Annotated in this window: 3 protein-coding genes; all 3 read right to left on the bottom strand. The window is 65.8% G+C overall.

The window, feature by feature from the left end; translation table 11 throughout:
• On the bottom strand, positions 1-3039 hold a 3039-nt coding region (locus HX851_RS36230), incomplete at its 3' end, for an amino acid adenylation domain-containing protein (protein ID WP_177065254.1).
• Between the two features lies 1 nt (position 3040).
• Positions 3041-9619: a non-ribosomal peptide synthetase gene (locus tag HX851_RS36225; RefSeq protein ID WP_369680925.1), complete on the bottom strand. Its 6579-nt coding sequence runs from the start codon at positions 9617-9619 to the stop codon at positions 3041-3043.
• A gap of 50 nt (positions 9620-9669) precedes the next feature.
• The coding region (locus HX851_RS36220) for a non-ribosomal peptide synthetase (RefSeq protein WP_177064342.1) at positions 9670-14209 on the bottom strand (4540 nt) is incomplete at its 5' end.

Genomic DNA, 14209 nt, shown 5'->3' with positions numbered 1-14209 from the left:
CTCGCCCACCGGGGCGGTGTAGCGCTGCTTGACCGCGCCCGGCTTGGGCAGGGCACGCTTGTCGAGCTTGCCGTTGGCGGTCAGTGGCAGGCGCTCCAGCAAGAGGATCTGCGCCGGTACCAGGTATTCCGGTAGGCCGGCCTGCAAGTGCTGACGCAGGGCGTCGACCTGTAACGAGGCGCCCGTCACCGGTACACAGTAGGCCACCAGTTGCAGGCGCGCGGTATCGCTCTCCAGGGGCAGGGCCAGAACCACCGCCTCCGCCACGCCATCCAACGCCAGCAATAACTGTGCGACTTCACCCGGCTCGACCCGATAGCCACGAATCTTCACCTGGTCGTCGGCCCGACCCAGGTATTCCACCCGGCCATCGACCCAGCGCGCGCGGTCACCGGCCCGGTACAGGCGCTCGCCATGCAGCGCCGTCGGGTCCGGGACAAACCGCTCGGCAGTCATCGCCGCACGTCCCAGATAGCCCTGGGCCAGGCCCGCGCCGCCCAGGTACAGCTCACCGCTGACACGTTCGACCACCGGGTTCAGGTAGGCATCCAGTACCCGCGCCAGGTCATTGTCCAGGGGCTGGCCGACCGGCACCGTGCGACAGCCGCCCAGGCGCTCTTGTACCTCATGGGTAAGGATGCCCACGGTGGTTTCCGTCGGCCCGTAGTGGTTGATGATCCGACAGGCCGGTGCCAGCTTGCGTACCTGTTCGACCAGCGCCCAACTGCTGGCTTCACCGCCGAGAATCAGCAACTGCCGAGGCAGCACGTCCGCCGGACGTGCCGCCTGCAACAGTCCCTGCAGATGGCTCGGGACGATTTTCAGCACATCGACCCGGTGCTCGGCCATGTAGCCGGCGAAGCTGTCCGGATCGAAGGCATGCTCATGGATCATCAGATGCAGCAGTCGTCCTGACGCCAGGGCACCGAACAACTGAGTGTGACCCAGGTCCGCGGCAATGGTCGAGACCAGCGCCATGCTCGCTTCGGGCGCCAGTTGCAGGCGCTGCAGCACCGCTTGTACATAGTTGGCCAGGGCACGGTGAGTGATCAGTACGCCCTTGGGTTGCCCGGTGGAGCCGGAGGTGTAGATGATATACGCCGGCTGCTCGGGATCGACCCGGGTCGCCAGTGCCTCGCCAGCGTGATCGGCCCATTGTTCGGGGGCATGGGCCAGCACCGGGCAAACGCCCAGGCCTGCGGACTTGTCGTCTCCCGGGGCATGGATCAGCAGCGTCACGGCACTGTCTTTCAACAATTTCTGCAGGCGTTCGGCCGGTTGCTGGGTATCCAATGGCAGGTACACCGCACCGGCCTTGAGCACGGCGAGCAAACCGACCACCCACTCGATGGAACGCTCCTGGCACAGGGCGACGACATCACCGGCGGCAATGCCCTCGGCACGCAGATAGCGTGCGAGCCGATTGGAACGGCGCTCCAGTTCGTCGTAGTCGATCAGTTGCTCGCCACAGCGCAGCGCCGGCTTGCCGCGTCCGGTCAGCAGTCCCTGGGCCCACAGCGCAAGGAAATCGCCGTGAGCGAACCCGGCGACCACCGCTGTCGTGGCAACGGCAGCCGGTAGCGGATGCTCCAGCAGGCGGCTGGCGCCGGCATTCGCCATCAGCCCCAGCACCTGGTGCCAGGCCGCCGCCAGACGCTCGACGGTCGTGGCCTCGAACAGGTCAGTGGCGTAGGTGAATTCGGCCTCGATACCGTCCGGTGTATCGGTGAAGTCCAGGGCCAGGTCGAAGCGCGCATCGGCCACGCCGATCGGGAACGCCTCGACGCTCAGGGCCGTGTGCGCCGGCGCGGCATTGCTGCGGGTGGCGAGGACGTTCTGGTTGATCTTGACCTGGAACAACGGGTTGTGGCTCAGGTTGCGCTCCGGCGCCAGGGCGTCCACCAGTTGCTCGAAGGGCAACTCCTGATGGGATTGCGCACCGGTCACCACCTGCTTCACTTGTTCCAGCAATTGCGCCAGGCTGTCGCGCTCATCCACCTGGATCCGCAGGACCTGGGTGTTGATGAAGAAGCCGATCAGCCCTTCCAGCTCTTCGCGGTTACGCCCCGCGTTCGGGGTGCCGACACGGATATCGGCCTGACCGCTAAAGCGCGACAACACCACGGCCAGCGCCGCCAGGGCCAGCATGAAGACGGTCTGGCCGTTCTGCCGGGCCAGGCCCTTGAGTTGCGCCGACAGCTGCGCAGGCAGATTGGCGTGGACAATGGCCCCGCGGTAACTGGCAGTGGCCGGACGCTCATGGTCCAGGGGCAGCTCCAGCAGCGGTTGCTCCTCGCCCAACTGCTGCTTCCAGTAGGCCAGTTGTCGCTCACCCTCCCCGGCCTCCAGCCAGGCACGCTGCCAGATCGCATAGTCGGCATACTGGATCGGCAAGGGCGCCGGGGTCGCGCCGGTGCCGGCCACCTCGGCCAGATAGAAGCCGACGAACTCCTGCACGAGCAATTCGCCCGACCAGCCATCCGACACACTGTGGTGCATGCACAGGGTCAGGACATGCTCGGACTCGCTCAGGTGCCAGAGCCGGACCCGCAGCAAGGGGCCTTGCAGCAGATCGAAAGGTGCCGCCAGTTCGGCCCCGACCAGGGCCTGGAGTCGTGCCTCAAGGGTTTCGGCGGACTGCGCCGCGACGTCGACCCGCTCCAGGGCGACCGGCGACTGTGGCAGGATCTCCTGATGGAACTCGCCCTCGACCGAGACGAAACGCGTGCGCAATGTCTCATGACGCTCGACCAGCAAGCCAAGGGCGCGGCCCATCGCCGCTTCGTCCAGGGCACCCGACAGGCGTACCGCCATGGGCACGTTATAGGTGCTGTTGTCCGGGTCCAGTTGCCAGAGGATCAGCATCTGCTGCTGGGCGTAGGACAGCGGGATCCGCGCGACATCGTGGCGGGTAACGGCAATCGGCAGGAGCTTGAAGCTCTGCCCGGTCTCGCTCATTTTCTGCAGGATCTGGCGCCGCTGTTCCAGCGGCAGGCCGACGAAGCGCTGGGCAATCCGTTGTGCTGTAGTCTTGTCCATCTCAAGCCTCCGCCATTTCGTTCATCATTCTTTCAATGTCGGACAGCCCGTCATCGGTCAGGGAAAGGCCGGTGCTTTCAAAGGCCTGGGAAAATTCGTTCAATTGGGGTTTCTCGAAAATGAGCCGCAGCGGTATGTCGATACCGAGGCCCGAATGAATCCTGGAGATCGCCTGGGCCGCCAGCAACGAATGCCCGCCCAGTTCGAAGAAGTTGTCATGCAGGCCAACCCGCTCGACCTGCAGCACTTCGGCCCAGATCGCCGCCAGTTGCTGCTCCAGCTCGCTGCGTGGCGCCACATAGTCCTGTTGCCAGAGGCTCGGGTCGGGCTTGGGCAGGGCCTTGCGGTCGAGCTTGCCGTTGGGGGTCATGGGCATCCGCGCCAATACCAGCAGGTGCGCCGGGACCATGTAGTCCGGCAGGCTGGCCTTGAGGTAATCGCGCAGTTGCCCGCGCAGGACCTGCCGGGTCTCGACATCGGCCTCGGCCAGCGCCGGGTCGTCCGGCACCAGGTAGGCCGCCAGTTGCTTGCCTGACGGGCCGTCGATATCGATGACCAGGGCCTCGCGAACCTGAGTGTGTTCCTGCAGGCGCGCCTCGATCTCGCCCAGTTCGATGCGGAAGCCACGGATCTTCACTTGATGGTCGATCCGGCCCACATATTCGATGAGTCCATCGTCGCGGTAACGGGTGACGTCACCGGTGCGGTACAGCCGGCCGCCGCCCTGCTCGGCGAACGGGTCGGGGATGAAGCGCTCGGCGGTCAGCGCCGGGCGGTTGTGGTAACCCCGCGCCAGCAGCGCGCCGCCGATCAGCAACTCGCCACTGCCGCCCTGCACCGCAGGATTGAAGGCGCCGTCGAGGATGTACATGCGCCGCCCGCCCAGCGGCCGGCCGATCGGCATCAGCACCGGCCGGGCCAGATCGCCGCGCACATATGGCGCACACTCCAGGTAACTGGCGGTGATGGTGGTTTCGGTCGGACCATAGGTATTGAGCAGGCGGATATGCTCCAGTCCCGCCTGTTTCCAGAAGGCAATGCCTTCCGCCGGCATGGCCTCGCCCGTGGCGCTGACCTGGCGCAGCGGGCCGAAGTCGTGCAGCCCCAGGCGGCTGAAATCCTGCACCAGCAGGTACCAGTAGGCGGTGCTCAGGTCCGCCACGGTGATGCCCGAACGCAATACTTCGCGATGGAAGGTGGTGCTGTCCCAGACCTCGTTGCCGCGTATCACCACTCCTGCGCCGTGGCACAGCGCCGGGAACAGCTGTTCGACGAAGCCGTCGAAGTTCAGGGTGGAGAACAGCAACACCCGGTCCCGGGGTTCCAGGCGGAAATACTCGATGGCCACCTGGCAATGCGCGCTCAGGGCAGCATGGTCGATGTCCACGCCCTTGGGCTTGCCGGTGGAACCCGAGGTGTAGATCACATAGGCCAGGTTGTGACGTCGCGCGAGGTTCGGCAACGCTTCCTCGCTGCAACCCGACAGCCAGCCGCCGGCCTGATCCAGGCACAGCACCGGCAGCGTCGCCGGCAGTGGCAGGTGCGCCAGCAGCCGGCTGTGGCTCAGCAGCAAGTGGATACCGCTGTCCTGCATCATGTAGGCCAGGCGATCTGCGGGGAACTCCGGGTCCAGCGGCACATAGGCGCCCCCGGCCTTGAGGATCGCCAGCAGCCCGACCACCATCTCCAGGCCACGATCGACCGCGACGCCCACCGGGACTTCCGGTCCGACACCCATGGCCCGCAACTTGTGGGCCAGGCGATTGGCCTGGCGCTCCAGTTCGCGGTAGGTCAGCTCCTGCTCGCCGAAGACCAGGGCGATCGCCTCCGGTGTACGTTGTGCCTGGGCCGCGATCAGGGCATGCACACAGTGCTCGCCCGGATACACACCCTCGGTGCGGCTCCAGCGCTCCAGGATCAGCCGTTGTTCCTCGTCGCCGAGCAATGGCAGGTCGGCAACGGGCTGGTCCACGCCCTGGCCGGCAATCGCCCGCAACAGGTTGCGCCAGTGGCCGGCCATGCGTTCGATGGTCCGTGGTTCGAACAGCGCGGTGGCGTAGGTCAACGCCGCACGCAAGCCGTCCTCGCCCTCGAAGGTATCCAGCGTCAGGTCGAACTGGGCGGTATGGCTGCCCGTGTCGAGCGCCTCGACATGCAGCCCCGGCAAGGGACGCACGGCCCCCTTGAGTTCGGTCTGGTGGTTGTACATCACCTGGAACAGCGGGCTGTGGCTCAGGCTGCGCTCCGGTTGCAGGGCCTGCACCAGATGCTCGAACGGCAGATCCTGATGGGCCTGCGCCCCGAGCACCGCCTGCCTGACCTGTTGCAACAGCTGGCCGAAGGTGGTCCGTACGTCGAACTCGGCCTTGAGCACCTGGGTATTGACGAAGAAGCCGATCAGCCCTTCGGTTTCCACGCGCCCGCGATTCGCCACGGGCACGCCGACGCGGATGTCACCCTGCCCCGAGTGGCGATGCAGCAAGGTCTGGAACGAGGCTAGCAACAGCATGAACAGGGTCACGCCCTGCTGCCGGGCAACGCCCTTGAGCTGCTGCACCAGACCACTGTCCAGCTCGATGTTCGCCCGGGCCCCGGCATGACTTTGCAGCGATGGCCGCGGCCGGTCGGTCGGCAGTTCCAGCACCGGTTGTTCGCTGCCCAGCTGCGCGGTCCAGTACGCCAGCTGCCGGGCCTGCTCGCCGGCCGCCATCCAGTCACGCTGCCAGTGCGCATAGTCGGCGTACTGGAACGGCAAGGCCTTGAGTCGGGGTTCCTGGTCCTGGCTGTAGGCGACATAGAGTTCGATCAGTTCGTCGACCATGATCGGCATCGACCAGCCATCGGAGACGATATGGTGCAAGGTCACCACCAGCACATGCCGCTCCTCGCCCACGGACAACAACCGGGCCCGCAGCAGCGGCCCCTGTTGCAGGTCGAACGGTGCCAGCACTTCCCGGGTGATACGCGCCATGATCGATTGCGCGCCGGCCTCGGCGCCGTCCAGCGTCTCCACCACCAGTTCAAAGGTCGGGGCCGGGTGCACGACCTGCACATCCTGGCCGTCCTGCTGGCGGAAGGTGGTGCGCAGGGTTTCGTGACGGGCGACCAGCGCTTCGAAGCTGCGCCGCAGCGCCTGCCGGTCGAGACGGCCATTCAGGTTCAGGGCGGCCGGGATGTGATAGGCGGTGTTATCCGGTTCCAGTTGCCAGAGGAACCATTGCCGTTGCTGGGCATAGGACAATTGCAACGGCCCGCCGCGGTCCGCCGCGGTGAAAGCGGGTGCATGGGAGGCGGTTCCCTGGCCGGCACTTTCGGCGAAAGCGGCCAGGTCGCGGGTCTCGAACAGGCTGCGCAACGTCAGCTCCAGGCCCAGGACCTGGCGCGCCCGGGAAATCACCTGGGTCGCCAGCAGTGAGTGACCGCCCAGTTCAAAAAAGTTATCGCTCAGGCCCACCTGCCCGACCTTCAGCACCTCGCTCCAGATCGCCGCCAGTTGCTGTTCGATGGCGCTGCGTGGTGCGACATAAGCCTGTTGCAGCAACGTCGCATCGGGCGCCGGCAAGGCCTTGCGGTCCAGCTTGCCGTTGGCCGTCAGGGGCAAGGCTTCCAGGAGCATCAGGTGCGCCGGGACCATGTAGTCGGCCAGATGCAGCTTGAGATAATCGCGCAGCCCGGTGCGCAATGCTGCCTGCTGCCCGGCGTCGTGCAGGCACGCCGCCTGTGCCGGCACCAGGTAGGCCACCAGCTGTGTGCCGGTCGCGCCGTCCACGGCCAGGACCGCGGCCTCGCGCACCTGTCCATGGCCTTGCAGCCGGGATTCGATTTCCCCCAGTTCGATCCGGAAACCACGAACCTTGACCTGATGATCACGTCGCCCGATGTAATCGATCACGCCATCGGCACGCATCCGCGCCAGATCGCCGGTGCGATAGAGCCGTCGGCCACCCTCGGGGTCGAAGGGATCGGCCACGAACCGGCCGGCCGTCAGGCCCGGCTGGTTCAGGTAGCCGCGCGCCAGGCCGGCGCCGGCGACATACAGTTCGCCGATGCAACCCGGCGGGGTCAGGTTCAGGGCATCGTCCAGCAGGTACCAGGACAGATCGACGATCGGCTCGCCGATGGGACTGCCCGCCGCCTGCTCCAGGTCGGCCAGGGACAACGGCCGATAGGTCACGTGGACCGTGGTTTCGGTAATACCGTACATGTTGATCAGGGTCGGCGAGCGGTCGCCGAAGCGCTCGAACCACGGACGCAGGCCCTGCACTTCCAGGGCTTCGCCCCCAAACACGACATGACGCAAGGCCAGCTCGCGCGGTGACTCGATCGCCACCGCCATCAGCGATTTGAAGGCCGAGGGGGTCTGGTTGAGCACGGTCACCCGCTCATCGCACAACAAGGCATGGAACGCCTGCGGCGAACGGCTGACATCGTGGGGCACCACCACCAGCCTGCCACCGTGGAGCAAGGCGCCGAAGATTTCCCAGACGGAAAAATCGAAGGCATAGGAGTGGAACAGCGTCCAGGTATCGTCGCTGCCGAAGTCGAACCAGTGATCGGTGGCGCTGAACAGGCGCAGCACGTTGCGGTGGGGCAGCAACGCCCCCTTGGGGTTGCCGGTGGAGCCCGAGGTGTAGATGACATAGGCCAGGTTATCGACGCTGATCGCGCACTCCGGGTTGGCGGTCGGTTCGTCCTCGGGCGGGCAGTCCAGGTCCAGGCACTCGACGCCGGCGGGGACCGGCAGTTGCGCCAGCAGATGCCCCTGGGCCAGCAGCAGTTTCAGGCCGCTGTCGCCGATCATGTACCGCAGGCGTTCGTCGGGATAGGCGGGATCCAGCGGCACATAGGCGCCGCCGGCCTTGAGCACCGCGACCAGGGCCACGATCATCTCCAGCGATCGCTCCGCCGCCACGCCGACCAGCACATCGGCCCCCACGCCCCGGGCAATCAGCTGGTGCGCCCACTGGTTGGCCCGGGCATTGAGCTCACCATAGGTCAATTGCCGGCCGGCACAGACCACGGCGACGGCATGTGGTTGCTGCGCCGCCCGCTCCTCGATCAGTTGATGCAGGCAGCGGCTGACCGGATGTTCCAGCGGCGCCGGGTTCCACTGGGCAAGCACCTGTTGCTGTTGTGTCGCATCGAGCAACGGCAACTCGGCGATCCGTTGCCGCGGGTCCCGGACAATTGCCCGCAGCAGGCTCGCCCAGTGCTGCGCCAGGCGCTCGACGGTGGCGGCATCGAACAGGTCGGTGGCGTACTTCCACACGGCTTCGATACCGTGGGCCTGCTCGCTGGTGTTGAGCACCAGGTCGAACTGGGCGGTCTGGCTCTGCCATTGCAATGGTTCCAGACGCAGGCCGTCCAGCCCCGTGGCGAGATTCAGGCGGCTTTCGGCCTGGTGGTTGAACATCACCTGGAACAGCGGGCTGTGGCTCAGGTTGCGGCCCGGCTCCAACGCCTCGACCAGTTGCTCGAACGGCAGGTCCTGGTGGTCCTGGGCTTGCTGCGCGGTGTGCCAGACCTGCTGCAGCAGATCGCCGAAACGCTGCTGGCCGTCGACATCGGCCTTGAGTACCTGGGTATTGACGAAAAAGCCGATCAGGCGCTCGACTTCAGGACGCTCGCGGTTGGCCACCGGCACCCCGACGCGAACATCGGCCTGGCCGCTGTAGCGATGCAGCAAGGCCTGGAACGAGGCCAGCAACATCGCGAACAAGGTGACGCTTTCCCGGCGTGCCAGGGCCTTGAGCCCTTCGCTCAATTCGGGTTCGAGGGTCAGGTTGCAGCTCGCCCCGGCAAAGCTCCGGGATGACGGGCGCGGATGATCCGTGGGCAATTCCAGCACCGGCTGCTCACCGCCCAGTTGCTGTCGCCAGTAGGCCAGCTGGCGTTCCTGCTCGCCCGCTTCCATCCAGTGGCGCTGCCACAGTGCATAGTCGGCATATTGAATCGGCAACGCCGGCAGGTCGACCGTACGTCCCTGGCTGAGGCCGAGGTACAGCTGCAGCAACTCCTCGATCATCACCTGCAGCGACCAGCCATCGGCAACGATATGGTGCAAGGTCAGCACCAGCACCTGTTCTTCGGCGGCCACCTGCAACAGGGCGGCACGCATCAGGGGACCGGTCCGCAGGTCGAAAGGGGCCTGGCTGTGGTTCTGCACAAACGCCTGGATCCGCGTATCGCGCTCGCCCGGCTGCAGCGCCTCGACCGCCAGGTTGAAAGGCCCGGCGGGCAGCACCACCTGCACAGGCTGTTGCTCTTCCTCGGTGAAGACCGTGCGCAGGGTTTCGTGACGCTCGACCAGGGCCTGCAAGCTGCCCTGCAACGCCGTCACATCGAGTTCGCCCTGCAAGCGCAACGCCACGGCGATGTTGTAGGCCGCGCTGTGCGGCGCCCATTGCCAGAGGAACCACTGGCGCTGTTGAGCGTAGGACAGGCGCAGCGGCTCTTCAGCCGCCCGCTTGAACACCGGCGCGATCTCGAACAGGTTGATGCCCTTCTGCTTGAGCAGAGCGGCCAGGCCTTTCCGCTGCATTGCCGAGAGCTGCCCTACCGACTCGATTAACTCCTGCACGCGTTGCACCCTCTCAAAAAGCCATTCGGAAAAATCAGCCGGGAAACCGGTCAGGAGACCAGTTTTTCCAGATCATCGAGGGATAGACGTTTGAGGGCCTCCAGTGATTTAGCCAATTCATCCTGAGCCGGTGACAAACCACCGCGCAGGGTCTCGATGCGCTCGCAGAACGCCAGCAGTGTGTCGGCCTTGAACAACTCCTTGAGTGCGATCTTGTCACCCAGGCGCTCGGCGATCCGGGTCACCACCAGGGTCGCCAGCAGCGAATGGCCGCCGAGCTGGAAGAAGTTGTCGTTGAGACCGACGCGCTCGATCTCCAGCACTTCCTGCCAGAGGCTCGCGACTTCCTGTTGCAAGGCCGTACGCGGCGCTTCGTAGTGCTGCTGGTGCGGATTGCCGCCCAGGGCGATCAGGGCCTTGCGGTCCAGCTTGCCGTTGGGGGTCAACGGCAAGGCGTCGATAAAATGCATGTGCCCCGGGACCATATGGGCCGGCAGGCTGGCCGCCAGTGTCGCGCGCAGGCTGTCGGCAGAAACTCGCGCATCGCTGGCCGGCGCCTGCTCCACCACATAGGCGTGCAGGTGCTTGCCCGCCGCGCCTTCCTGGGCCAGTACCACGGCTTCGCGCACCGTCGGTTGCTCCAGCAGCCGCGCCTCGACTTCGCTGAGTTCGATACGGAACCCGCGAATCTTCACCTGGTGATCGGCTCGACCGATGTATTCGATACGCCCCTCGTCACCCTGGCGCACCAGGTCGCCGCTGCGATACAGGCGTTCGCCGTTGCCGGAGAACGGGTTCGGCACATAGCGTTCGGCGGTCAGCCCGGCGCGCATCAGATAACCCCGGGAGACCCCGGCACCGGCCAGGTACAGCTCGCCCGCGACACCTTCGGGTGACACGTGCAACTGACCATCGAGCAGGTAGGCGTCGGTATTGTCCAGTGGCCGGCCGATATTCGCCGAACCCGGCGACGTGCGCAGGGTGAAGGTCGAATAAGTGGTGTCTTCCGATGGCCCGTACAGGTCGTAGACCCGTTGCACCGGGGTACTGGCGTAGAGCGTGTCCACCAGCGCCTGCTTGAGCGGTTCACCGGCCAGGTTGATGGTGGTGACCGATGGCGGGATCTGTCCGGCGCGCTGCAAGGCGGCAATCGCCGACGGCACGGTGTTGATCAGTTTGACCCGATGGCGCGCTGGCAGGTCCGCCAGGGCCAGGGCGTTGTCCGCCAGCACCAGGTAGCCGCCTCCGGCCAGGGTCACGAAGATCTCCCAGACCGACAGGTCGAAACAGATCGAGGTCGAAGCCAATACGCCACGCAACTGATCGCTGCCATAGACCCCCAGGGACCACTGGATCAGTGCCGCCAGGTTGTCATGGGTGATCGCCACGCCCTTGGGCTTGCCGGTGGAACCCGAGGTGTAGATGACATAGGCCAGGTTCTGCCCGTTGATCAGCGACGGCGGTGCGCTGCTCGGACAGTCTTCCAGCCAGTCCTCCCGGTCTTCCACCAGCAACACCTGCGATGGCAGGTCCGCGGGCAGGAATTCGAGCAGGCGCGACTCGGTCAGCAGGACTGCCGAGCGGCTGTCATCGAGCATGTGCAGCAGGCGCTCCTGCGGGTACTCGGGGTCGAGGGGTACATAGGCACCACCGGCCTTGAAGATCGCCAACAGGCTGACAATCATGTCCGGGGTCCGCCGCAGGCAGACACCGACCCGTACTTCCGGGCCGACGCCCAGCTCGCGCAGCTTGTGGGCCAGGCGATTGGCCCGGCGATCCAGGCTGATGTAGTCGACTTGCCGCTCGGCGAACAGGATCGCCGCCGCATGGGGCTGGCGGTCCACCTGGGCGTCGATACGGTCGAGGACATTACGCGGATCAAGCGTGCTGACGGTGCCCCTGCCCCACGCCAGCGCAGCCTCGCGCGACTCGCCTTCGAGCAGTTCCAGGGCGCCCAGCGGCTGGCCCGGGTCAGCCATGAAGCGGCTCATCAGGCGTTCGAGTTCACGGCCCAGGCGTGCCACGGTCGCGCCATCGAAACAGCTGCGGTCGTAGCTCAGGCCCAGGGTCAGTTCACGGCCGGTGACCGCCACCAGTGTCAGCGGGTAGTTGGTCTGTTCCTGGCGAGTGATCGCGGCAAACTCCAGGCCGCTGCCGGAGACCTGGCCGAGCGCCTCGGCCATCGGGTAGTTCTCGAACACCAGCAGGCTGTCGAACAACCCGCCCGTGCCGAGACCGGCCCAGCGCTGAATGTCATAGAGCGGCGTCTGTTCGTGTTCACGCAGGGCCAGGTTGAGGTCCTGCACCTGTTGCAGCCAGGCGGCGACAGGGATCTGCGCCTCCGGCGCGGCCACCACCGGCAACGTGTTGATGAACAGGCCGATCTGTTGCTCGACCCCGGCAAGCTCCATCGGCCGGCCGGCCACCGTGGCGCCGAAGGCAACGCTGGCCTGCCCGGTATAACGCTGCAACAGCACCAGCCAGGCCGCCTGCAGCAGCGTGTTGAGAGTGACTTTCTGCTCCCGGGCAAAGCGATTCAAGTCCGCCGTCAGCGCTGCGCCGAAGACGTGCTCATGGTCGGCATGACCGCTCGCCAGCGCCTGCCGGTTGCCCAGCGCATTCGCCAGGCGCGTCGGCTCCTGCAAACCGGCCAGGGCCTGGCTCCAGAACGCCTGGCTGGCCGATGCGTCGCGCTGGCCGAGCCACTCGATATAGTCGCGATAACGCCCCGCCCCACGGGCCATATCGCCCCCGGCATAACGTTGCAGCACCTCACCGAACAACTGCGAAGTACTCCAGCCGTCCATCAGGATGTGATGGCTGGTATAGATCAGGTGATAGTCACTGGCCGAGGTACGTACCAGGGTCACTCGCAGCAAGGGTGCGCGGTCCAATTCGAAGCCGGTCGCCAGGTCCGCCCGGGCCAGGGCCTCGATCGCCGCTTCACGGTCGTCGCGCTCGCGCCAGTCGTGCACCACCAGCGGCATCCGTACGCCACGCAGGACGATCTGCAACGGCGCGGCCAGGTCCTGCGGCCAGACAAACACCGAACGCAGCACTTCGTGGGCGTCGAGGCTGTGCTGCCAGGCGTCACGGAAACGTTCGGTATCCAACTGGCGCACATCGACCCGCAGCTGGTTGGTGTAGGCCGCGCCATTCGGCTCGTCGAGGGCATGGAAGAGAATGCCCTGTTGCATCGGCGACAGCGGGTAGATGTCCTCGATGTCGCTCATCGGCACCGACAGGCGTTCCAGTTGCTGCGGCTTGAGCGCCACCAGCGGGAAGTCGGACGGGGTCACCCCCAATTGTCCGCCCTGGCTGCAATGCTCGACGATCCGCGTCAGTTCCCGCTCATAGGCCCGGGCCAGGGTTTCGATGGTCGAAGGCAGGTACAGCGACAGATCGAAGCTCCAGTCCAGTTCCAGTTCACCGTCGAACACCTGGCCATTGAGGCTCAACCAGTTGGCCGGCGGTGTGCCTTCGGGCTGATTGCGACCGGTGCTTTCGCCGCTCGGGACGAACAACGCATCGTCGGCTTGAGCGAAGCTGCCGTCGAACTGGCCCAGGTAGTTGAAGGTCACGCGCGCCTCGGGCAAGGCCAGCAGGCGCCGGGCGAAATCCGCATTACCCAGGTAACGCAGGATGCCGTAGCCGACGCCCTTGTTCGGCACCGCGCGCAGTTGCTCCTTGATCGCCCGGATGGAGGCCCCCACGTCCGCCTGCGGGGTGAGCCGCACCGGGAACAGGCTGCTGAACCACCCCACCGTGCGGCTCAGGTCGAGGTCATCGAACAGATCTTCGCGTCCGTGACCTTCCAGTTGAATCAGCGCCGACGGCTGTTGGTTCCAGTCGCACAGCACCCTGGCCAGGGCGCCGAGCAGCAAGTCGTTGATCTGGGTGCGATAGGCTGCCGGCGCAACGCTCAGCAGTTGCCGGGTCAGCGTCTTGTCCAGGCGCGAGGTGGCGTGACCGACACCATGGCCGACACTTTCAAGGTGATCCCGGGGCAATTCCTGGAGATCCTGCGTCAGGCTGTCCAACCAGTAGTCGTGTTCCGCCGCCAGCGCCTCACCCTGTGCATAACTGTGCAGGCGTTCGCCCCAGGCCTTGAGCGAGCTGCTCTTGGCCGCCAGTTCCGGGAGTTTCCCGGCGGCGATGGCGCCATAGGCTGCTTGCAGGTCTTCGAGCAGTACCCGCCAGGACACGCCGTCCACCACCAGGTGATGAATCACCAGCAGCAGGCGTTGTTCGCCGCCGGGCAGGTTGACCAGCAATGCCCGCAGCAACGGCCCCTTATTGAGATCCAGGCTGCGCTGGGCCTCATCGGCCAGGGCAGTGAGTTGCGTGGCATCGTCCAGTTCGCGCAACCATAGCAACTCGGTCGTCGGGGTCGCCTGGTAACGGGCCCGCCATTGGCCGTCGTGCTCTGCGAAATTCAGGCGCAAGCCATCATGCTGCGCCATCAGGCTCGCCAGCGCCGCCTGCAGGTGAGCGGCGTCCAGGCGGACCTGGGGCTTGAGCATCACCGACTGGTTCCAGTGGTGACGCCGGGCAATGTCCATTTCGAAAAAGCGTGCCTGGATCGGCAGC

The sequence above is a fragment of the Pseudomonas gingeri genome, assembly GCF_013385635.1.
In the GTDB taxonomy this organism is placed as follows: domain Bacteria; phylum Pseudomonadota; class Gammaproteobacteria; order Pseudomonadales; family Pseudomonadaceae; genus Aquipseudomonas; species Aquipseudomonas gingeri_A.
This window is presented reverse-complemented; position numbering and strand designations above follow the sequence as displayed.